This is a genomic window from Allobosea sp. OAE752 (genome assembly GCF_050433265.1).
GTDB lineage: Bacteria > Pseudomonadota > Alphaproteobacteria > Rhizobiales > Beijerinckiaceae > Allobosea > Allobosea spartocytisi.
On the sequence record NZ_JBNPXO010000004.1, the window covers coordinates 205,637 to 225,847 of the forward strand.

Annotated in this window: 20 protein-coding genes; 14 read left to right on the plus strand and 6 right to left on the minus strand. The window is 67.2% G+C overall.

All coding sequences use genetic code 11. The annotated features are described in order from the left end of the window. Positions 1 to 14: 14 nt before the first annotated feature. The 7 genes from GGC47_RS12685 (at position 15) to GGC47_RS12715 (ending at position 6,352) form a co-directional block, all read left to right on the plus strand. A complete protein-coding gene (locus GGC47_RS12685; protein WP_112761532.1) occupies positions 15 to 425 on the plus strand; it encodes a cytidine deaminase in 411 nt (136 codons plus the stop codon). A 38-nt stretch (positions 426 to 463) separates the two neighbouring features. Next, positions 464 to 1,276: a purine-nucleoside phosphorylase gene (locus tag GGC47_RS12690; protein ID WP_038364705.1), complete on the plus strand. Its 813-nt coding sequence runs from the start codon at positions 464 to 466 to the stop codon at positions 1,274 to 1,276. 3 nt (positions 1,277 to 1,279) lie between these two features. Next, positions 1,280 to 2,041, plus strand: coding sequence for a deoxyribose-phosphate aldolase (deoC, locus tag GGC47_RS12695; RefSeq protein WP_142022346.1), 762 nt, complete (start codon positions 1,280 to 1,282; stop codon positions 2,039 to 2,041). Then, positions 2,041 to 3,366, plus strand: a complete 1,326-nt coding sequence (deoA, locus tag GGC47_RS12700; RefSeq protein ID WP_142022345.1) for a thymidine phosphorylase — start codon at positions 2,041 to 2,043, stop codon at positions 3,364 to 3,366. The genes deoC and deoA overlap by 1 nt, the downstream gene beginning before the upstream one ends. Continuing rightward, on the plus strand, positions 3,363 to 4,307 hold the full coding sequence (locus tag GGC47_RS12705; RefSeq protein ID WP_142022344.1) for a 2-hydroxyacid dehydrogenase: 945 nt from the start codon (positions 3,363 to 3,365) through the stop codon (positions 4,305 to 4,307). The genes deoA and GGC47_RS12705 overlap by 4 nt, the downstream gene beginning before the upstream one ends. A 148-nt stretch (positions 4,308 to 4,455) precedes the next feature. Next, the gene (locus tag GGC47_RS12710; protein ID WP_112761529.1) at positions 4,456 to 5,814 is read left to right on the plus strand and encodes an esterase-like activity of phytase family protein; all 1,359 of its coding nucleotides are present in this window, start codon (positions 4,456 to 4,458) and stop codon (positions 5,812 to 5,814) included. 175 nt (positions 5,815 to 5,989) lie between these two features. Continuing rightward, the gene (locus GGC47_RS12715) at positions 5,990 to 6,352 is read left to right on the plus strand and encodes an SPW repeat protein (protein ID WP_112761540.1); all 363 of its coding nucleotides are present in this window, start codon (positions 5,990 to 5,992) and stop codon (positions 6,350 to 6,352) included. Between the two features lie 40 nt (positions 6,353 to 6,392). On the opposite strand, the gene GGC47_RS12720 is transcribed toward GGC47_RS12715, so the two are convergent. The 4 genes from GGC47_RS12720 to nth form a co-directional block, all read right to left on the minus strand. Beyond that, complete coding sequence (locus GGC47_RS12720; protein ID WP_429068276.1) at positions 6,393 to 7,211, minus strand: ATP-binding cassette domain-containing protein; 819 nt, start codon at positions 7,209 to 7,211, stop codon at positions 6,393 to 6,395. A gap of 9 nt (positions 7,212 to 7,220) precedes the next feature. Beyond that, positions 7,221 to 8,525 carry a sugar ABC transporter permease gene (locus GGC47_RS12725; protein WP_429068279.1) on the minus strand — a complete coding sequence of 435 codons (1,305 nt, stop codon included), beginning with the start codon at positions 8,523 to 8,525 and terminating at the stop codon, positions 7,221 to 7,223. Next, the gene (xylF, locus tag GGC47_RS12730; protein ID WP_142022343.1) at positions 8,518 to 9,564 is read right to left on the minus strand and encodes a D-xylose ABC transporter substrate-binding protein; all 1,047 of its coding nucleotides are present in this window, start codon (positions 9,562 to 9,564) and stop codon (positions 8,518 to 8,520) included. Before xylF ends, GGC47_RS12725 begins: the two co-directional genes overlap by 8 nt. Positions 9,565 to 9,692: 128 nt before the next feature. Continuing rightward, the gene (gene nth, locus GGC47_RS12735; protein WP_370954933.1) at positions 9,693 to 10,394 is read right to left on the minus strand and encodes an endonuclease III; all 702 of its coding nucleotides are present in this window, start codon (positions 10,392 to 10,394) and stop codon (positions 9,693 to 9,695) included. Positions 10,395 to 10,414: 20 nt separating this feature from the next. Between nth and GGC47_RS12740 the strand changes: the two genes are divergently transcribed. Further along, complete coding sequence (locus GGC47_RS12740) at positions 10,415 to 10,945, plus strand: DUF2244 domain-containing protein (protein WP_370954932.1); 531 nt, start codon at positions 10,415 to 10,417, stop codon at positions 10,943 to 10,945. 174 nt (positions 10,946 to 11,119) lie between these two features. Next, positions 11,120 to 12,016: a methylated-DNA--[protein]-cysteine S-methyltransferase gene (locus GGC47_RS12745; protein WP_133560558.1), complete on the plus strand. Its 897-nt coding sequence runs from the start codon at positions 11,120 to 11,122 to the stop codon at positions 12,014 to 12,016. 6 nt (positions 12,017 to 12,022) lie between these two features. On the opposite strand, the gene GGC47_RS12750 is transcribed toward GGC47_RS12745, so the two are convergent. Together GGC47_RS12750 and GGC47_RS12755 are read right to left on the minus strand one after the other, a co-directional pair. Next, positions 12,023 to 13,729: a hypothetical protein gene (locus GGC47_RS12750; protein WP_429068284.1), complete on the minus strand. Its 1,707-nt coding sequence runs from the start codon at positions 13,727 to 13,729 to the stop codon at positions 12,023 to 12,025. A gap of 97 nt (positions 13,730 to 13,826) precedes the next feature. Continuing rightward, positions 13,827 to 15,005, minus strand: a complete 1,179-nt coding sequence (locus GGC47_RS12755) for a fumarylacetoacetate hydrolase family protein (protein ID WP_429068287.1) — start codon at positions 15,003 to 15,005, stop codon at positions 13,827 to 13,829. A gap of 199 nt (positions 15,006 to 15,204) precedes the next feature. Between GGC47_RS12755 and ugpB the strand changes: the two genes are divergently transcribed. The 5 genes from ugpB to GGC47_RS12780 all read left to right on the plus strand — a co-directional run bounded on the left by ugpB (position 15,205) and on the right by GGC47_RS12780 (position 20,172). Further along, on the plus strand, positions 15,205 to 16,530 hold the full coding sequence (gene ugpB / locus GGC47_RS12760; RefSeq protein WP_112761522.1) for a sn-glycerol-3-phosphate ABC transporter substrate-binding protein UgpB: 1,326 nt from the start codon (positions 15,205 to 15,207) through the stop codon (positions 16,528 to 16,530). Positions 16,531 to 16,606: 76 nt separating this feature from the next. Beyond that, positions 16,607 to 17,488 (plus strand): sn-glycerol-3-phosphate ABC transporter permease UgpA, encoded by an 882-nt coding sequence (gene ugpA / locus GGC47_RS12765; protein WP_038364681.1) that lies wholly within the window; start codon positions 16,607 to 16,609, stop codon positions 17,486 to 17,488. Beyond that, a complete protein-coding gene (locus GGC47_RS12770) occupies positions 17,488 to 18,237 on the plus strand; it encodes a creatininase family protein (protein ID WP_038364679.1) in 750 nt (249 codons plus the stop codon). Before ugpA ends, GGC47_RS12770 begins: the two co-directional genes overlap by 1 nt. Continuing rightward, entirely contained in the window at positions 18,237 to 19,085 is an 849-nt protein-coding gene (gene ugpE / locus GGC47_RS12775) for a sn-glycerol-3-phosphate ABC transporter permease UgpE (protein ID WP_038364677.1), read from the plus strand. Before GGC47_RS12770 ends, ugpE begins: the two co-directional genes overlap by 1 nt. A 7-nt stretch (positions 19,086 to 19,092) precedes the next feature. After that, on the plus strand, positions 19,093 to 20,172 hold the full coding sequence (locus tag GGC47_RS12780; protein WP_142022337.1) for a sn-glycerol-3-phosphate import ATP-binding protein UgpC: 1,080 nt from the start codon (positions 19,093 to 19,095) through the stop codon (positions 20,170 to 20,172). Positions 20,173 to 20,211 lie beyond the last annotated feature (39 nt).

Sequence of the window (20,211 nt, forward strand, 5' to 3'; positions counted from 1 at the left end):
GAAGGACCGCTGACTTGGCCGCCGATCCCGATTTCGACGCGCTCTTTGCAGCCGCTTCCCGCCTCCAGCCGCGCGCCTACGCGCCCTATTCACGCTTCAAGGTCGGGGCGGCGCTGCTGGCCGATGACGGCACGGTCCATGCCGGCTGCAATGTCGAGAACGCCGCCTATCCGGTCGGGACCTGCGCCGAGGCCGGCGCCATCGCCGCGATGATCGCGGCCGGCGGCACGGCGATCCGCGCCATCCTCGTCTTTGGCGAGGGCGACGAGCTGGTCACGCCCTGCGGTGCCTGCCGCCAGCGCATCCGCGAATTCGCGAGCCCCGAGACACCCGTCGCCATCGCCGGGCCCGAAGGCATCCGCGCGCGTTTCACGCTGGAGCAGTTGTTGCCAGCGTCCTTCGGACCGGCCAATTTGCCGCGGTGATTTGCGGCGGCCGCATGGACGGCCGGGAGAGGGTTTGCATGGCAGTCGATCCGGCTTTCGACGAAGCGGCATCGGTGCTGATCGACAGGGGGATCGACGGCCCGATCGAATGTGCCCTGGTGCTCGGCACCGGGCTCGGCTCGATCGTCGACGATGTGCAGGACGCCGTCACGATTCCCTATGCCGATATTCCTGGCTTTCCGCATGGCGAGGTGTCCGGCCATGCCCGCCAGCTCTGCTACGGCACGCTGTTCGACCGCAAGGTGCTGATCTATCAGGGCCGCGCCCATTATTACGAAGGCGGCGATTCCGCGGTGATGCGCGTGCCGCTCGGCCTGCTCACCGCCTTCGGCTCGCCGCCGCTGATCCTGACCAATGCGGCCGGCTCGCTTTCGCCCTCGATGGGGCCGGGCAGCCTTGCGCTCATCACCGACCACATCAACCTCAACGGCCCCAATCCGCTCGTCGGCGACCGGGGCGACGGCCGCTTCGTGCCGATGGTCGATGCGTATGATCCGTTGCTGCGCGGGCGGCTGAAGCGCGCCGCGGCGAACGCGATCGTGCCGTTGGGCGAGGGCGTCTACATGTGGTTCTCGGGGCCGAGCTTCGAGACGCCGGCGGAAATCCGCATGGCAAAGACGCTTGGCGCCGATCTCGTCGGCATGTCGACCGTTCCGGAAGTCATCCTGGCGCGGCGCTACGATCTCCGCGTCGCCGGCCTGTCCATCGTCACCAATATGGGCGCGGGCCTCCATGGCGGCGCGCCCCATCACGGCGAGACACGCGATGTCGCCGCGGTGGCCTCGCGCTCGCTGCGCCGCCTGCTGCGCGCCTTCCTGTCGGAGCTTTGAACCATGTCGGACGACGCTTTCGCCAGACGCGCGCTCGCGCTGCTCGACCTGACCGACCTCGCCGACGACGCCACCGAGGACGGCGCCCGCGATCTCTGCCGCCGCGCCGTCTCCGGCCCGGTTCCGGTCGCGGCGGTCTGCCTCTGGCCGCGCTTCGTCGCGACGGCGCGTCTGGCTCTGGGCGACGGCCCGGTGCGGATCGCGACGGTCGTCAATTTCCCGGAGGGCGGGACGCCGATCGCGCCGGTCATCCGCGAGACCGAGGAGGCGCTGGAGGCCGGCGCCGACGAGATCGACCTCGTCCTGCCCTGGCAGGCCGTGCTCGCCGGCCATACGACGGCGGCGACCGCGATGCTCCGCAATGTCAGGATGCGCTGCGGCGACAGGCTGCTGAAAGTCATCCTTGAGACCGGCGAATATCCCGATCTCGAAAAGGTCAGGACCGCGGCCGAGCTTGCCATCGCCTGGGGCGCGGACTTCATCAAGACATCGACCGGCAAGACCGCCCGTTCCGCCAGCATCCCGGCGGCACGCGTCATGCTCAACGTCATCGCCATGGCCGGCCGGCCGGTCGGGCTGAAGCCCTCCGGCGGCATCCGCACGCTCGCCGATGCGAAAGGCTATCTCGACCTCGCCGATGCGATCATGGGGCCGGACTGGGCGACGCCGCGAACCTTCCGCTTCGGCGCGAGCGGCCTGCATGGCGCCTTGCTCGCGGCGATCGACGGCGCCGCGGCCGGTGAGGCCGCACCGGGGAATTACTGATGCGGCTGACGCAGGAGATCATCGCGGCCAAGCGCGACGGCCATGAAGTGCCTGATGCCGATATCCGCCAGATCGTCGCCGGGCTGACCGACGGCTCGGTCAGCGAGGGGCAGGCGGCGGCCTTCGCCATGGCCGTGTTCTTCAACGACATGACCGAGAAGGAGCGCGTGGCGCTGACGCTCGCCATGCGCGATTCCGGCACGGTGCTGAACTGGAACGACCTGCCGGGCCCCGCCCTCGACAAGCACTCGACCGGCGGCGTCGGCGATACGGTGAGCCTGCCGCTGGCGGCGGCGGTTGCGGCCTGCGGCGGCTATGTGCCGATGATCTCCGGCCGCGGCCTCGGCCATACCGGCGGCACGCTCGACAAGCTCGATGCCGTGCCGGGCTATGTGACGCAGCCGGGCATCGATCTCTTCCGAAAGGTGGTGCGCGAGGCCGGCTGCGCCATCATCGGCCAGACCACCGATCTCGCCCCGGCCGACAAGCGCCTCTACGCCATCCGGGACGTCACGGCGACCGTGGAATCGCTGCCGCTGATCACGGCCTCGATTCTGTCGAAGAAACTCGCCGCTGGCCTGCACGGCCTCGCCATGGACGTGAAGTTCGGCTCCGGCGCCTTCCTGCCGGAACCCGCGAAGGCGCGCGCCCTGGCGCAGGCGCTCGTCGGCGTCGCCAATGATTCCGGTCTGCCGACCACGGCGCTGCTGACCGATATGGACGAGCCGCTCGCCAGCGCGGCCGGCAATGCGCTCGAGGTTGCCTATGCGCTCGACCATCTGACGGGGCGCCGGCGCGAGCCGCGCTTCCACGAGGTCACGGTCGCGCTCGGCGCCGAGATGCTGCTGCTCGGCCGTCTGGCGGCGAACCTCGACGAAGCGCGTGGCAGGATCGAGGATGCCTTCGCCTCGGGTGCCGCGGCCGAGCGCTTCGCCAGGATGGTGGTGGCGCTGGGCGGCCCTGCCGATCTGCTCGAAGCGCCGGCAAAGCATCTCGCCGCGGCGCCGGTCGTGAAGCCGGTCTTCGCCGAGACGGCCGGGACGGTCTCGGGCATCGATACCCGCGCCGTCGGCTTCGCGGTCGTGGCGCTGGGCGGCGGCCGGTTGCGGCCGCAGGACGGCATCGACCATGCGGTCGGCCTCACCGATATGGCCGGCATCGGCGCGACGCTCGGGCCGGACCGTCCGCTCGCCATCATCCATGCGCGCGGCGAGGACGCTTTCCTTGCGGCAAGCGAGCGCTTGCGCAAGGCCTATCGGATCGGAGAGGGTGCGGCGCAGGGCGAACTGGTCGCCGGACGGATCACGGAGAGAACACGGGCATGAGTTTGCTTCTGGCCATGACGGGCTGGCATGTCGAGGACTGGCGGGCGCGCTTCCAGGCGCTGCTGCCGGAGATGCCGATCGTGGTGCCGGGCGAGCCCTTCGACCGCCGGGCCGTGCATTATGTCGCGAGCTGGAAGCATCCGGCCGGCAGCCTGACCGGCCTGCCGAACCTCGCGGCGATCTTCTCGCTCGGTGCCGGCGTCGATTTCCTCTTCGCCGACGACAAATTGCCGGAAGTGCCGATCGCACGCGTGGTCGATCCCGACCTGACGACGCGGATGAGCGAATATGTCGTGCTGCATTGCCTGATGTATCTGCGCCAGCAGCATCGCTACATGCGCCAGCAGCAGGCGAAGCTCTGGGAAGACGACCGCAACCAGCCGGCGGCCCGTTCCGTCCGTGTCGGCATCATGGGGCTCGGCGAGCTCGGCCTCGATGCCGTGGCCAAGCTCAAGGTCATCGGCTTCGACGTGGCCGGCTGGAGCCGCTCGCCGAAGAGCGTCGAGGGGCTGCAGACCTTCTCCGGCGAGGACGGCATGAAGGATTTCCTGGCGCGGACCGACATCCTCGTCAGCCTGGTGCCGCTGACGCCCGAGACGCGCGGCATCCTCAACGCCGGGCTTTTTGCGGGGCTCGCGCAGGACGGCCGGCTCGGCGGGCCCTTCCTGATCAATCCGGGCCGCGGCGGCCTTCAGGTCGCGGACGACATCATCGCCGCGCTCGATGCCGGCACGCTCAAGGGCGCGACGCTCGACGTCTTCGAGACCGAGCCGCTGCCGGTGGAGTCGCCGCTGTGGAGCCATCCGGGCGTGACCGTCACCCCGCATAACGCGGCGATGTCCGAGCCGGAGGCGATCGCCACGCTGGTCGCGGCGCAGATCAGGCGGCTGGAGGCGGGCGAGCCGCTGCTGCATGCCGTCGATCCGGCCCGGGGCTACTGAGCAATGGCCCGAAAAGTCGAATCCGGTTTTCGGAAGCGGCCGATGCCGTAGCGCCATCTGGCGCCTTCACCGAACCGTCACCCCGTTGTTGTCGGCGTGCCATCCGGGCGCGCGAAGCCGGCTGGTCCTTTTCAGCCCGGAGAATTTCATGCGCTCGTCGCTCGCCATTATCCTGCTTCTGTCGTCCACCATGCTCGCCGGGGCGCAGGAGTCTCCGAAGGAATTTCCCGCGAAGCTTCTGAGCCAGGCGCTGCTGCCGGCCGAGACGATCATCCCCGCCCCCGCCGATGCACCGGCCGATCTCAAGGTTTCCGGCAAGTTCGTCACGCCGGGCAAGCGCGTCGAGGCCGTCAGCACGGTGATGGGCACCTCGGGCGGGCGCCCGACGGGGCTCTCGACCCCCTTCGCCGGCCAGCCGGTGCAGGGCTTCTCCGGCATCCGTTCGCTGGGCAACAACGAGTTCCTCGTGCTGACCGATAACGGCTTCGGCGCCAAGGTGAACTCGCCCGACGCGATGCTGTTCTTCCATCGCCTGAAGGCCGATTTCGGCAAGGGCGCGCTCGAACGTGTCTCGACCACCTTCCTGCACGACCCGGACAAGAAGGTCCCCTTCCGCATCGTCCATGAGGGCACCGAGAAGCGCTACCTGACCGGCGCCGATTTCGATCCGGAATCGATCCAGCCGATCGGTGGCAAATACTGGATCGGCGAGGAGTTCGGCCCCTATCTCATCCGCGTCGACGCCAATGGCAAGGTCGAGGCCGTGTTCGAGACGCTGGTCGACGGCAAGCCGGCCCGCTCGCCCGATCACTACGCCGTCACCACCCCGGCCGCGCCGAATCTGCCGGTCGAGTTCAATGTCCGCCGCTCGAAGGGCTTCGAGGGCATGGCCCAGTCGCCGGATGGCCGCTTCCTCTACCCGCTGCTCGAAGGCCCGCTCTGGAACGCGGAAACCAAGGGCAACGAGGAGGTCGACGGCAAGGAAGTCCTCCGCATCCTCGAATTCGACGTCCAGAACGAGAAGTGGACCGGCCGTTCCTGGTTCTTCCCGCTCGAAGCCAAGGGCCTCGCCATCGGCGACTTCAACATGATCGACGCCACGACGGGCCTGATCATCGAGCGCGACAACGGCGAGGGCACCGCCGACAAGGCCTGCGCGCCGGGAAGCCGCGGCCCGGACTGCTTCCACGACATCGCCAAGCACAAGCGGATCGTCAAGATCGAGATGACCGACGCCAATGTCGGCAAGCCCGTGCGCCGTATCGGCTATATCGACCTGATGAAGATCGCCGATCCCGACGGCAAGGCGAAGCAGGGCACGAAGGACGGTGTCTTCACCTTCCCGTTCTTCACCATCGAGAACGTCGACGTGGTCGACCGGGCGAATGGCGTGATCGTCGTCGGCAACGACAACAACCTGCCCTTCTCCTCCTCGCGCGACCCGAAGAAGGCCGACGACAACGAACTCGTCCTGCTGTCGGTGAAGGACCTGCTCGACGCGAAGTGAGATCGTGCCTGCGCCGGCACCGCAGTGCGCGGGGTCGGCGCAGGCGCTCCGCGCCAGCGACGCGGTCGTTCCTCGTCTGTTCTTGAAATATTGCCGGCTCGGCGTATAATAAATCGACCAAGCGCCTCGTGCGCGAGGCGTAGTGGTTGGATGATCTTCACCGATGGAGGTGATCATGTTGACCGCGAATACGAACATCAGACGGTCGCAGGACTGGCTAAATCTGATCCTTGCCGCGCTGCTGTTCTTCTCACCCTGGTTCATGGGCTTCGTCGGCGACTTCATGCCGACGCGCAATGCCTGGATCGTCGCCGTGGTGCTCGCCCTGGTCGCGGTCGCCGCGCTCACGGCCTTCGCGGAGTGGGAGGAATGGCTGAACCTGGCACTCGGGCTCTGGCTGGTGGCCTCGCCCTGGATGCTCGGCTTCACCGGCAATCCCGCCGCCTTCCGGACCCATATCGTCCTCGGTCTGCTGACCGCGGCGGTTTCGGCCTGGGCGGTCTGGGATTTCCATCACGAGCCGCACGCAACGGCCTGAGGAGCTCTGCTCCCTTAGCGGATGCCGGTCCCGGCGCGGTCTAATTCCGCAGCGCGCCGGGGCCGGCCATCGCTGCCGGAGGGCATTTGCCCGAGATGATCATGCCCAGCACTTCGTCCTGGGTGATTTCGGTCGTGCGGGCCGTGCCGACCACCTTGCCGTTCTTCATCACCGTGACCCGGTCGGCGAGATCGAAGACATCATGCAGGTCATGGCTGATCAGGAAGATGCCGATGCCCTGCTTCTTGAGCTGCAGGATCAGCTCGGCCACCTGCTTCGTCTCGGCCGGGCCGAGCGCGGCGGTGGGCTCGTCCATGATCAGCACACGGGCGTTGAAATAGATCGCGCGGGCAATCGCGACCGATTGGCGCTGGCCGCCGGAGAGCGCCTTCACCGGTTCCTTGAACCGGCGGAAATGCGGGTTGAGCCGGCCCATCACCTTGCGGGTTTCGGATTCCATCGTCGCATCGTCGAGCGTGCCCCAGCCGGTCAGCAATTCGCGGCCGAGGAAGATATTGGCGGCGGCGTCGACATTGTCGGCGAGCGCGAGCGTCTGGTAGATCGTCTCGATGCCGTGGCGCTTGGCGTCGCGCGGGCTTGAGACCGCGACCTCCTCGCCGTCGACCCGGATCACGCCCGAATCCGCCTTGTAGGCGCCGGACAGGATCTTGATCAGCGTCGATTTGCCGGCGCCGTTATGGCCGAGCAGGCCGACGACCTCGCCCGGCATCAGGTCCACGCTGGCGCCGTCGACCGCCTTGATGCCGCCGAAGGCGATCGAGATGTCGCGCATCTCGATCAGCGGCGTGCCCTGGCCGGGATGGGTGTCGGCGATATCTGCCGGTTCCGCGATGCTCATGGGACCTCCTCAGCCCAGCCGCTTGCGGTAGAGTCCGTCGAGCCAGACCGCGAGCACGAGGACGATGCCGACGACGATGTTCTGCAGGGGGGCGTCGACGCCGATCAGCACCATGCCCGATTGCAGCGACTGCATCACCAGCGCGCCGAGCATCGCGCCGACGATGGTGCCGACGCCGCCGGCGAGCGAGGTGCCGCCGATCACCGCCGCGGCGATGACATAGAGCTCGTCGAGCGAGCCGGCGGCATTGGTCGATGCGTTGAGCCGCGCCGTCGAGATGCAGGCGGAGATGCCGACCAGCGCTCCCATCAGCCCGAAGACCAGCATCAGCACCTTGCGGGTGTTGACGCCCGAGAGCTGCGCCGCCTCCGGATTGCCGCCGATGGCGAAGACGTAGCGGCCGAAGCGCAGACGGTTGGCGACGAAGGTCATGGCGATGCCGACGCCGAGCGCGACCAGCACCGGCACGGCGAGCCCGTGGCCGATGGTGAGTCCGCCCTCCGGCCAGATGCCGCCCTTCGCCTCGACGAGGCGGCGCGCGATGCCCGCCGGCAGCGCGTAGGAATTCGCCATCGTCACGGTCGCGATCACCGCGCCGCAGCCGAGGGCGGCGATCAGGGCTTCCGCCCAGAGCGGGCGCAGCGTGAAGCCGAAGCGCTTGCGCCGGCGCCGGATCAGCGCGGCGGCGACGCAGATCGCGATGCAGGCCAGGATGCCGATCGCCCAGGAGGCGCTGGTGCCGATGGCGCCCTCGACGCCGCCGCCGAGCGGGCGGAAGCGCGAATCCATCGGCGCGATGGTCTGCCCCTGTGTCACCCACCAGGCCGCGCCGCGCCAGATCAGCAGCCCGCCCAGCGTCACGATGAAGGAGGGGATGGCGAGATAGGCGATCAGCGCTCCCTGCAGCAGCCCGACCATGCCGCCGAGGCAGATGGCGACGATCAGGCTGACCAGCCAGGTCAGCGGATGCTCGAAGCCCCAGAGGCCGGGCAGGAGCCTGACCTGCACCAACCCGACCACCATGCTGACGAAGCCGAGCATGGAGCCGACCGAGAGGTCGATGTTGCGGGTCACGATGACCAGCACCATGCCGCAGGCCATCACGGCGATGGAGGAAGTCTGGACCAGGAGATTCCAGAGATTGCGCGCGGTCAGAAAGGCGCCGTCCGAGAGCCAGTTGAAGCCGAGCCAGATCACGGCGAGCGCCGCGACCATGCCGATCATGCGCGGATCGAACTCGATCTCGCGCAGATGGTCGGCGAGGCTGCGGCGCTCCTGCGCCGGGTTGACCGGCGCCGAAGTGGATTCAGTCACAGGCCTTGACCTTGCCGGGCGCGACGCCCTGGCAGACCGCCGATTTCGGCGCCCAGCCGGCGTCGATCACGACGTTGAGGTTTTCCTTCGTCACCGGCACGGGCGTCAGGAACAGCGCGGTCATCTTCTGCTTGGACGGTCCCTGGTCCCAGCTCATCGATTTCGGAATCTCGGAAAGCTTGCTGCCGCCGGCGAGCTTGATTGCGATCTCGGCGGCGTTGCGGCCAAGCTCGCGCGCATCCTTCCAGATCGTCACGGTCTGGGTGCCCAAAGCGACGCGGTTGAGCGCGGCGCGATCCGCATCCTGGCCGGAGACCGGCACCGAGCCGGCGAGCCCCTGCGCGTCCATCGCCGCGATTGCGCCGCCGGCCGTGCCGTCATTGGCGGCGATCACGGCATCGACCTTGTTCTGGTTGCGCGTCAGGATCTGCTCCATGTTGCGCTGGGCATTGGCGGGCAGCCAGCCATCGGTGAAGGCTTCGCCGACATTCTTGATCTTGCCGCTATCGATGGCGGGTTTCAGCACCTCGATCGAGCCCTGGTAGAGGAAACCGGCATTCGGGTCCTGGCTCGAGCCCTTGATGAAGACGTAATTGCCCGCGGGCTTCGCCTTCTGGATCTCGCGCGCCATCATCCGGCCGACCTCGACATTGTCGAAGGTCAGGTAGAAGACCTGCGGGATCTCGATCAGCCGGTCATAGCCGACGACGCTGATGCCCTCGTTCACCGCCTTCTCGACGGCGGGACGGATGGCCTGCGCGTCCTGCGCCAGGATGATCAGCGCCTTGGCGCCGCGGGAAATCAGGCTTTCGACATCGGTGAGCTGCTTGGCGGGGGAGGATTGCGCGTCGGCGGAAAGATAGGTGCCGCCGACCTTCTCGATCGCGGCCTTGATCGCGGCCTCGTCGGTCTTCCAACGTTCTTCCTGGAAATTCGACCAGCTGACCCCGACGACGGGGCCTTTCGATTGCGCGAAGGCGCCTGCGTGAATGGACATGGCGGCAACGGCGATGCTCGCCGCAAGGACGAAACGCTTCATCACTGACCTCCTGAGCTTCCTCTGCCGCAGACTCTCAGGCTTCTCCGAGCCTCCAGGGCGTCCGGCCCATGAAGCTCAGCCCAGCGCCGATGGGCTGTCAAGCAGACTAAGGGAGGTCTGACGAAGCGTCAGGTGACGCGCTTGTCCGCGGAGTCGCAGAGGTCGTTCTGGATGCAGCGCCCGCATTCGGGCCTCAGCGCCTTGCAGGTGTAGCGCCCGTGCAGGATCAGCCAGTGATGGGCGTGGCGGCCGAATTCCGGCGGCACCGCCTTCTCCAGCCCGAGCTCGACCTGCAGCACGTTCTTTCCCGGCGCGATCCGCAGCCGGTTCGCGACGCGGAAGACATGGGTGTCGACGGCATGGGTGGTCTCGCCGAAGGCGATGTTGAGCACCACATTGGCCGTCTTGCGGCCGACGCCGGGCAGGCTTTCGAGCGCCTCGCGCGTGGTCGGCACCTCGCCGCCGAATTCGGCGATCAGCTTCTCGCTGAGCGCGATCACGTTCTTCGCCTTGTTGCGATAGAGCCCGATCGTCCGGATATGCTCGCGCACCGTCTCCTCGCCCAGCGCCAGCATCTTTTCCGGCGTGTCGGCGATGGCGAAGAGCTTGCGCGTCGCCTTGTTGACGCCGGCGTCGGTCGCCTGTGCCGAGAGCACCACCGCGACCAGCAGCGTGAAGGCGTTCACCGATTCCAGCTCGCCCTTGGGCTCGGGATTGGCCGCCCGGAAACGCTCGAAGATCTCGCGGATCTCGGCCGGCTTGCGGGCGCGCGGTAACGTGATGCGCTTTGCGGGCGCGGCCTTGCGCAAGGGCCTGTTCTGCTGATCCATGCCCGCGTTATAATCCGCCGATGGACCTCGACAAGAGCCTCGTCGACGACAGCCGCGACGCCGCCCGGCGCCCGGTCTTCGACGCGACCATCACGCCGCACCGCTCGCTCGGCCAGCACGGCTTCCGCATCGTGATGACGCTGGTCTGTCTGGCGAGTGTGGTCTCCTCGATTCCCTTCGTCGTGCTCGGCGCCTGGCCGGTCGCCGGCTTCTTCGGCATCGACGTTCTCGCGCTGTTCATCGCCTTCCACGTCAATTTCCGTCATGCCCGCGCCTTCGAGCGCATCGTCGTGACGCCGCTCGAGGTCTTCCTGCGCAAGGTCTCGCATCATGGCCGCGAGGCGGTCTGGCGCTCCAATCCGGCCTGGACCCGGCTCGAAAAACAGGCCGACGAGGATTACGGCCTGCTCGGCCTCACGCTCGTCTCGCGCGGGCGCAGCGTCCCGGTCGCCGCCGCGCTCTCGCCGCAGGAGCGGGCGGGCTTCGCCGATGCGCTCGGCGCGGCGCTGGCGCGGGCGCGGCGCGGGCCGGAATATGATCCGCCTCGGTGAGGTTCGGCTGCCGGGCCTTGTCAGCTTTCGGGTGGGAGCGGCATGGTTGGCGCCCTAGATTCGCATCAAGATGACAGATGCGAGGATTTAGCCATGAACGCCCAGGCTCCGATGAAAACGGCGATGACCCCGACGCGCTTCTCCAATGCGGTGCTGTCCCGCGCGGCCGAAGCCATGCCCAACGAGGCGGATTTCCCCGCCGCGGCACCGGGCTCGGACTACGACACCGTCCGGCGCATTCTCTCCTTCATCACCCATAACTGGCGCGAGCAGCCGACGATCGAGGCGATCGCGGATGCGGCGGGCGCAACGCCGACCGATGTCCACCATCTCTTCCGGCGCTGGTGCGGCCTCACTCCCAAGGCCTTTTTGCAGGCGATCACGCTCGACCATGCCAAGGGCTTGCTCGCCTCCTCCGCCAGCGTTCTCGACACGGCGCTGGAAGTCGGGCTCTCCGGACCCGGCCGGCTGCACGATCTCTTCGTCACCCATGAGGCGATGTCGCCCGGCGAGTGGAAGCTCGGCGGCGACGGGCTGAAGCTGTCCTACGGCTTCCATGCCTCGCCGTTCGGCGAAGCGCTGATCGTGGTCACGGATCGCGGCCTTGCGGGTCTGGGTTGGGTCTCCAACAGCGTCGATGGCGGCAAGGTCGTCGGCGGCCGGGCCGAGGCTCTGGCCGACATGATGCGGCGCTGGCCCCATGCCGATTACCATTACGACCCCGCGCTGACGGCGCCCTATGCCGGCCGCATCTTCGATCCCAAGGCCTGGGCGGCCGAGACGCCGCTACGCGTCGTGCTGATCGGCACGGATTTCGAGGTGCGGGTCTGGGAGACGCTGCTCAGGATCCCGGTCGGCTGCGCCACCACCTATGGCGATGTCGCCAGCCATATCGGCAAGCCGAGCGCGGCGCGCGCAGTCGGCATGGCGGTCGGCAAGAACCCGATCTCCTTCGTCGTGCCCTGCCACCGCGTCATCGGCAAGTCCGGTGCGCTCACCGGCTATCACTGGGGGCTGACGCGCAAGCGCGCCATCCTCGGCTGGGAGGCGGGGCAAGCCGCCGCCGGCTGAGCCGCGCTACTTGCGCAGATACATGTCCCAGCAGGGCGCGAGCGCGATGCGTTCGCGCCCTTCGAGCGCCTTGCCGAAATGCTCGCGCAGCATGGCGCGGGCCGTGGTCGGCGGGCATTTCGGCGCCAGGATGGCGTCCGTGCGTGCGAGTTCCGCGAGCGTATCGGAGTCGAGTTCGGGCGTGCTGCGACCGGGATCGGCACCGACCGGCACGGCGCGCGGTGGTGTGCGGTCGAGCAGGCGGTTCATCGGATCGACGAAGTCGAGAGTGAAGAAGCCGTTGAGCTTGCGCCGGTTCGCCGCCTCCCAGCTCCGGATGGCGCGCACGGCCTGCTGCACTTCCAGCAGCCAGGTCGCCTGATAATCGATCTCGGAATAGAGGATATAGGACGGCGGCAGGTCGCGCCGGACGAGATCGTCATAAGTCGCCTGATGGGTCGCATAATGATCGAGCATCGCGGCGGCTCGCGCCTTGATGTCCGGCTTCACGCTGACGCGCCCGAGCGGGCCGAGTTCGGGCAGGTCGAGCGCGGCATAGCTCGGCGCGCCCAGCAGGGCCCGCATGCTGCGCTCGATATAGATCACCGCCGTCGGCAGGCTCACGGCGAGCGCCAGCACCAGCACCAGTGGGCGCATCGGGTCGTCGCGGCGCTGCCACCAGTCGCGGAGCAGGGTGAGCAGGATCGGCCAGAGCCCGATGAATTCGAGCGAGCCGGTGTTCTGTGTTTCGAAGAAGCTCAGCGCCGCGAATCCCGCTGCGAGCCAGCCGAGGGGGCTGTCGGCCAGCGCCCGCCAGCCGGCGAGGGAGGTAGGCAGGCCGCTCCGCCAGGATGCGAGGGCGAGCGCTCCGAGCAGCAGCAGTACCGGGCCGACCACGTTGAACTTGACCGAGGCGACGGTGAGGAAGCGCGGCAGCAACGCGCCGGTGTTGAGGCCGAGCAATTGCAGGATGTCGGCGAGATAGGCCGAGACGATGCCCGTCGCCAGCTCGAGCCCGGCCAAGGCCGCGATGACGAGGCCGGCGGCGATGGCGACGTCGAGCAGGCGCATTCGCCCGGCGACCAGCGCATAGCCGACGATGAGCGTGCCCGTCACCGCGCCGGTGATCTTCACGAGGAAGAGGCTCAGCATCAGCGCGGCGACGAGGCCGATCCGCAAGGCGCGATGACGCGCGAAGAGCAGCGTCGCGATCAGCAGATAGAGCAGCAGGCTGACATGACGGTTGTAATAGCCGTAGCCGTCGAAGCCGGGCGATGGGTAGAGTGAGTGCAGGTTGATCGGCAGCGCGGCGAACATCAGCAGCGGCAGGAGCAGTGCGAGCGCCTGTCCGCGTGCCCGTGGCGCGAGATCGGCCATCAGCAGCGCCGTGAGCGGCAGCAGCACCGGCAGCAGCGCCCAGTTGACCAGCAGCATCGGCTGCGCGGCCGGAAAGAACGCATCGAGCCCGGCGGCGAGATAATAGCCGAGCGGCCCGACCGGCGCGAAGAAGTCGAGCGCCGGGGCCTGCCCGACATGGATGCGCTGGATCGCGTCGAGATAGACGACCGTGTCCCAGGCATTCGGGCCGAGCGGCACGCGCAGCGGCAGGTTCAGCCCGGCGATGACCGCGACGACGAAGGCCGCGATCCAGACGAGAGGGTTGCGCAACAGGCGCCCGGCGAGGTTGCCGCCCTCGCCGCGGGGGAGCCCGGTCCTGATGTCGCCCACCGCCAACGCCAACCCTCCTGGTCGCGCGCTCTCTGACAGAAAAACCTTACCAGCAAGCTGACGCGGTTGCCGACACGGCCCCCTGCCGGCCGAGGTTATGGCCTCAAAGCAGCCCGCGCTTCGCGAGATGGCGCATCAGATGCGAGGCGCCATAGGTCCAGGGCTCGCATTCATCCGTGCGCTTCATCCGGTTGACGAGGCTGCCGAGCTCGGGCGCCGCGATGGTGACGATATCCCCGTATTTATGGGTGAAGCCGCCGCCCGGCGCATCGCGATCCTTGATCGGCGCGAACATGGTGCCGAGATAGAGCGCCGCCCCGTCCGGATACTGGTGATGCGGGCCGATCATCTGCGCGGCAAGATCGGCCGGGTCGCGGCTGATCTTGGCGATCGAGGAGGAGCCTTCGAGCGTGAAGCCGTCCTCGCCCGCGACCGTCAGCGTCACGGTCGTCCTGCGGACATGGTCGAGCGTGAAGCCCGCGTCGAAGAAGCGGATGAAGGGGCCGACCGCGGCCGCGGCATTGTTGTCCTTGGCCTTGCCGAGCAGCAGCGCCGAGCGGCCCTCGACATCGCGCAGATTGACGTCGTTGCCGAGCGTCGCGCCGACGATCGTGCCGGTCGAGGCGACGATCAGCAAGATCTCCGGCTCCGGGTTGTTCCAGCTTGAGGCCGGATGCAGGCCGGCATCGACGCCGGTCCCGACGGTCGACATCGCCGGCGCCTTGGTGAAGATCTCGGCGTCCGGACCGATGCCGACCTCGAGATACTGGCTCCAGGCGCCCTGCTTGATCAGCACCTCCTTGAGATGCATCGCCTCGGGCGAGCCGGGCTTCAGCTTGGACAGGTCGTCGCCGATGAGCTTGCCGATCTCCTCGCGGATCGTCGCGGCGGCGGCCGGGTTGCCGCGGGCCTTCTCCTCGATCACGCGCTCCAGCATCGAGACGGCGAAGGTGACGCCAGCGGCCTTGACCGCCTGCAGGTCGAGCGGCGAGAGCAACCAGGGCTTCGAGGGGTCGCGCCTATCCACGGGCGTGTTCGCCAGGATGTCGGCGAGCGAGGCGATCGCCTCGCCCTCGACCGCGCGCAGCGCCTTGGCGGGATCGGTCGATTCGCACAGATCGCGGCTGGTCGGGAAATGGGCGCTGACGTCGATCACCCGCCCGTTGCGGACGGTGACCACCGCCGGGCCGCCGAGATCGGGCCGCCAGACCCGGCCGGCCAGGACGGCGGTTGCGGCATCCTGCGGCAGGGTCGCTGCGACGGAGAGGTCGAGATCGGGCATGGCGTCGTCCAGGAGAGAAATCGTTCGGGAGCCGGAGAACAGCCGCTTATGCGCAAATGCGCAAGCCGGTTCGCGACCATAGGTGGATTGCGCCGGGCGTCATCGATTTGTCATTGAAATGTCGCCCGCGCTTCATGCTAGCTTGCGCACCAACGACAAGAACCGCGGCGGGGTCCGCCCGCGGAAGGGAGATCGACCCATGAGCATCAAATCCCGTATCCTGATGAGCGCGGCGGCGTTCGCGCTCGCCGGTGCTTCGCCGGCTTTCGCCCAGACCGAGATCCAGTGGTGGCACGCGCTGACCGGCGCCAACAACGACGTCGTCGTCAAGCTCGCCAATGATTTCAATGCCTCGCAGAAGGAATACAAGGTCGTTCCGGCCTATAAGGGCTCCTATCCCGATGCGTTGAACGCCGGCATCGCCGCCTTCCGCGCCGGCCAGGCGCCGCACATCCTGCAGGTCTTCGAGGTTGGCACCGGCACGATGATGTCGGCCAAGGGCGCGATCAAGCCGGTCCATGAGATGATGAAGGAAGCCGGCGAAAAATTCGATCCGAACGCCTATCTCCCGGCGATCAGCGGCTACTATTCGACGGCGAAGGGCGAGATGCTCTCGATGCCGTTCAACTCGTCCTCGATGGTGATGTGGTACAACAAGGACGCCTTCAAGAAGGCTGGCCTCGACCCCGCCAAGCCGCCGAAGACCTGGCCGGAGGTGTTCGCGGACGCCAAGAAGCTCAAGGCCGCCGGCTACGATAAATGCGGCTTCTCGAACGCCTGGGCGACCTGGGCCAATATCGAGCAGTTCGGCGCCTGGCATAACATTGCGCTGTCGACCAAGGTCAACGGCATGGCCGGCACCGATGCGGTGATGACCTTCAACAAGGACCCGGTCTTCCTCAAGCACTGGACCAATCTGGTCGAGCTGCAGAAGGACAAGACCTATGACTATTCCGGCCGCACCAACAATGGCGAAGGCCGCTTCACCTCGGGCGAATGCCCGATCTTCCTGACCTCCTCGGGCTTCTATGGCAACGTCGTCGCCAATGCGAAGTTCGACTGGGGCAACGCCCCGATGCCGTACTACCCCGATGTGCAGGGCGCGCCGCAGAACTCGATCATCGGCGGCGCCTCGCTGTGGGTGATGGGCGGAAAGTCGGCGAACGAGTACAAGGGCGTCGCCAAGTTCTTCACCTTCCTCTCCGACGTCGACCGTCAGGCGAAGCTGCACACCGAGTCGGGCTATCTGCCGATCACCAAGGCCGCTTATGAGAAGGTCAAGGCGTCCGGCTTCTACAAGGACAAGCCCTATCTCGAGACCCCGATCCTCGAGCTGACCAACAAGACCCCGACCGACAACTCGAAGGGCCTGCGCTATGGCAGCCTCGTGCAGATCCGCGACATCTGGTCGGAGGAGCTGGAGGCGGCGCTGAACGGTCAGAAGTCGCCGCAGGCGGCGCTTGACGCGGCTGCCGAACGCGGCAACCAGATGCTGCGCCAGTTCGAGCGGACCGCGGCCCGCTGAGCGGTCGGCGCTCGCATATCCAAGGCCATCCCGGACCGATTCCGTCCGGGATGGCCGTCTCGTTCCAGGGAAGCCGATGCAGAAGAACGCATACTTCAAGGGGCTGACGATCCCCTTCCTGCTGCTTCTGCCGCAGCTCGCGATCACCATCGTGTTCTTCTACTGGCCGGCGACCCAGGCGGTCTGGCAGAGCTTTCTGCTCGAGGATGCCTTCGGCACCGCGACGCAATTCGTCTGGTTCGAGAACTACCAGACCCTCTTCGCCGACCCCGGCTACCTCAGGGCCTTCTTCAACACGCTCATCTTCTCGACCTTCGTCTGCGTGTTCTCGCTGTCGATCGCCCTGCTCTTCGCGGTGATGGCCGACCGGCAGATCCGCGGCGCCGAAATCTACAAGACCCTGCTGATCTGGCCCTATGCGGTGGCGCCCGCCATCGCCGGCGTGCTCTGGCTCTTCATGTTCGATCCCTCGCTCGGCATGCTCGGGCGAGGCCTGCAATCCCTGGGCATTGCGTGGAATCCGCGGCTCAACGGCAACCACGCCATGCTGCTGGTGATCCTGGCCGCCACCTGGAAGCAGATCAGCTACAATTTCCTGTTCTTCCTCGCCGGCCTGCAGTCGATCCCGAAGAGCGTGATCGAGGCGGCGGTGATCGACGGCGCCAAGCCGATGCGCCGCTTCTGGACCATCGTCTTCCCGCTGCTCTCGCCGACGACCTTCTTCCTGCTCACGGTCAACATCGTCTACGTCTTCTTCGACACCTTCGGCATCATCGACTCCGTCACCGGCGGCGGCCCCTCGGGCGCGACCGAGACACTGGTCTACAAGGTCTTCGCCGACGGCAAGGGCGGCTCGAACCTCGGCGGCTCGGCGGCGCAGTCCGTGGTGCTGCTGGTCATGGTCATCGCGATGACGGCGGTCCAGTTCAAGTTCATCGAGCGCAAGGTGAGCTACTGATGGCCTCCGTGCTCTGGATGGACCTGACCGCGGAGGAGTTGCGGGCGAAGGCCGCGGTCGATGCGGTCGTCATCCTGCCGGTCGCCTCGATCGAGCAGCACGGCCCGCATCTGCCCGTCGGCGTCGACACGGTGCTCTGCGGCGGCGTCTGCAAGGCGGCGGCCGAGCGCGCTGATGATGTCGAGCTCGTCGTCGCGCCGACGCTCTGGTGCGGCATGGCCGAGCATCACATGGCCTTCGGCGGCACCTTCACCTTCGACATCCCGACCTATCGCGCGGTGCTCCTGTCCCTGCTGAAGAGCATCGAGCGCCATGGCTTCCACCGCGTGCTGATCGTCAACGGCCATGGCGGCAACATCGCCGCGCTCACCGCCTTCCTGCCCGACTTCGCCCGCGAGACGCGGCTGCATGTCGAGGCGACCACCTATTTCCTGCTGGCGCAGGACGCGCTCCCGTCGCTGCTGGAAGACCAGCAGGGGGTGCAGCACGCCTGCGAGGTCGAGACCTCGATGATGATGGTGCTGGCGCCAGGCTCGGTCCGCGAACCGCGCCTGACTGAAGCTTTCGGCGCGCGAGACGGCGCGCCCGGCCGGGCGACCGTCTCGCGGCACCGTTCTTTCCGTGAGATGACCGAGACCGGCGTGATCGGCGATGCCCGCCGTGCGAGCGTGGAAAAGGGCCGGGCCTGCCTCGATGCCTGCGCCGAGGCGCTGGCCGGGCTCTTGCGCGAAATGGGGAGGGCCGCCTGATGGTCGAGGACCGCCGCCTGGGCGACATGCTCGCCTACATCATCCTGACGATCGGTGTGCTGATCGTCGCCTTTCCGGTCTGGCTGACCTTCGTCGCCTCGACCTGGGACGCGGCGACCGTGATCAACGGCCATATGCCGCTCTATCCCGGGCCCTATTTCTTCGAGAACTACAACCGCATCCTGTTCATCGGCACGTCCAGCACAACGCGCGAGCCGGTGGTGCACATGCTGCTGAACTCCTTCATCATGGCGATGGCGATCGCGCTGGGGAAGATCTTCATCTCCGTGCTCTCGGCCTATGCGGTGGTCTATTACCGCTTCCCGTTCCGGATGACGGCGTTCTGGATCATCTTCGTCACGCTGATGCTGCCGGTCGAGGTCCGCATCTTCCCGACCTTCAAGATCGTCTCCGATCTGAACATGCTCGACACCTATCAGGGCCTCGCCATCCCGCTGATCGCTTCTGCGACCGGCACGCTGCTCTTCCGTCAGTTCTTCATGACGATTCCCGACGAATTGCTCGAAGCCTCCAAGATCGACGGCGCGGGCCCCTTCAAGTTCTTCAAGGACACGCTGCTGCCGCTCTCGATCACCACGATCGCGGCGCTCTTCGTCATCCAGTTCATCTATGGCTGGAACCAGTATCTCTGGCCGCTTCTGGTGACGACGAAGGACTCGATGCAGACCATCGTCATCGCCATCAAGAAGATGATCGTCACCGCCGACGCCCTGACGGAGTGGCAGCTCGCCATGGCCACCGCCATGCTGGCGATGCTGCCGCCCGTCTTCGTCGTCATCGCCATGCAGAGGCTCTTCGTGAAGGGCCTCGTGGAAACCGAGAAGTAATCCGCGAATGGCTCAGGTCACTCTCAGCAACGTCAAGAAGGTCTATGCCGGCGGCGTCGAGGCCGTGAAGGGCGTCTCCTTCGACATCCCCGATGGCGGCTTCTGCGTGCTCGTCGGCCCCTCCGGCTGCGGCAAGTCCACGCTCCTGCGCATGGTCGCCGGGCTGGAGACGATCTCGTCGGGCGAGGTCGCGATCGGCGAGCGCGTCGTCAACCAGATCGAGCCGGCCGACCGCGACATCGCCATGGTGTTCCAGAATTATGCGCTCTACCCGCATATGAACATCTACGACAACATGGCCTACGGCCTGCGCAACCGCGGCACGCCGAAGGAGGAGATCGACAAGCGCGTGCGGGAAGCCGCGCGCATCCTCGCCATCGAGCCCTTCCTCGAGCGCCGGCCGCGCCAGCTCTCCGGCGGCCAGCGCCAGCGCGTCGCCATGGGCCGCGCCATCGTGCGCAAGCCGCAGGTCTTCCTCTTCGACGAGCCGCTCTCCAACCTCGACGCCAAGCTGCGCGTGCAGATGCGCGTCGAGATCAAGAAGCTGCAGCGCGCGCTCGGCGTGACCTCGATCTACGTCACTCACGACCAGGTCGAGGCGATGACGCTCTCCGACAAGCTCGTGGTGATGAATGCCGGCCGGGTCGAGCAGATCGGCGTGCCGGCGGACGTCTATCGCAAGCCGGCGAGCAAGTTCGTCGCGACGTTCATCGGCTCGCCGCCGATGAACATCCTGCCGGGCCTCGTCGATGGCCACGGCATCGTCGCGCTGGGCGACACGGTGTTGCAGGTGCATGATTTGCGCGACGACCTGCCGCCGCAGATGCCGGTCGAGGTCGGCCTGCGGCCGGAGGATATCGAGATCGTCTCCGACGATGATGCCGGTTCGCTGCCCTTCGACGTCGAGTTCATCGAGGAGCTCGGTGCGACCCAGCTCTTCCACGGCAAGCTCGCAGGCCAGCCCTTCGTGATGCAGGCGGCGACGGGCGACGTCCCGGCGCAGGAAGGCCGACTCTGGATCACGGTCGATCCCGGCAAGGTCCATGTCTTCGATCCGAAGACGGGCGTGCGGCTGGGGAAGGACTGAGCACGGCACAGCCGTCATGCTCGGGCTTGACCCGAGCAT

Excerpts from the sequence above, each read along its gene's own strand:
- ugpA (WP_038364681.1), top strand. The coding sequence starts at position 16,607 with ATGCAGAAGAACGCATACTTCAAGGGGCTGACGATCCCCTTCCTGCTG.
- GGC47_RS12770 (WP_038364679.1), top strand. The coding sequence starts at position 17,488 with ATGGCCTCCGTGCTCTGGATGGACCTGACCGCGGAGGAGTTGCGGGCG.
- deoC (WP_142022346.1), top strand. The coding sequence starts at position 1,280 with ATGTCGGACGACGCTTTCGCCAGACGCGCGCTCGCGCTGCTCGACCTG.
- deoA (WP_142022345.1), top strand. The coding sequence starts at position 2,041 with ATGCGGCTGACGCAGGAGATCATCGCGGCCAAGCGCGACGGCCATGAA.
- GGC47_RS12705 (WP_142022344.1), top strand. The coding sequence starts at position 3,363 with ATGAGTTTGCTTCTGGCCATGACGGGCTGGCATGTCGAGGACTGGCGG.
- GGC47_RS12740 (WP_370954932.1), top strand. The coding sequence starts at position 10,415 with ATGGACCTCGACAAGAGCCTCGTCGACGACAGCCGCGACGCCGCCCGG.
- GGC47_RS12715 (WP_112761540.1), top strand. The coding sequence starts at position 5,990 with ATGTTGACCGCGAATACGAACATCAGACGGTCGCAGGACTGGCTAAAT.
- GGC47_RS12690 (WP_038364705.1), top strand. The coding sequence starts at position 464 with ATGGCAGTCGATCCGGCTTTCGACGAAGCGGCATCGGTGCTGATCGAC.
- ugpB (WP_112761522.1), top strand. The coding sequence starts at position 15,205 with ATGAGCATCAAATCCCGTATCCTGATGAGCGCGGCGGCGTTCGCGCTC.
- GGC47_RS12755 (WP_429068287.1), bottom strand. The coding sequence starts at position 15,005 with ATGCCCGATCTCGACCTCTCCGTCGCAGCGACCCTGCCGCAGGATGCC.
- GGC47_RS12710 (WP_112761529.1), top strand. The coding sequence starts at position 4,456 with ATGCGCTCGTCGCTCGCCATTATCCTGCTTCTGTCGTCCACCATGCTC.
- GGC47_RS12720 (WP_429068276.1), bottom strand. The coding sequence starts at position 7,211 with ATGAGCATCGCGGAACCGGCAGATATCGCCGACACCCATCCCGGCCAG.
- nth (WP_370954933.1), bottom strand. The coding sequence starts at position 10,394 with ATGGATCAGCAGAACAGGCCCTTGCGCAAGGCCGCGCCCGCAAAGCGC.
- GGC47_RS12745 (WP_133560558.1), top strand. The coding sequence starts at position 11,120 with ATGCCCAACGAGGCGGATTTCCCCGCCGCGGCACCGGGCTCGGACTAC.
- xylF (WP_142022343.1), bottom strand. The coding sequence starts at position 9,564 with ATGAAGCGTTTCGTCCTTGCGGCGAGCATCGCCGTTGCCGCCATGTCC.
- GGC47_RS12780 (WP_142022337.1), top strand. The coding sequence starts at position 19,093 with ATGGCTCAGGTCACTCTCAGCAACGTCAAGAAGGTCTATGCCGGCGGC.
- ugpE (WP_038364677.1), top strand. The coding sequence starts at position 18,237 with ATGGTCGAGGACCGCCGCCTGGGCGACATGCTCGCCTACATCATCCTG.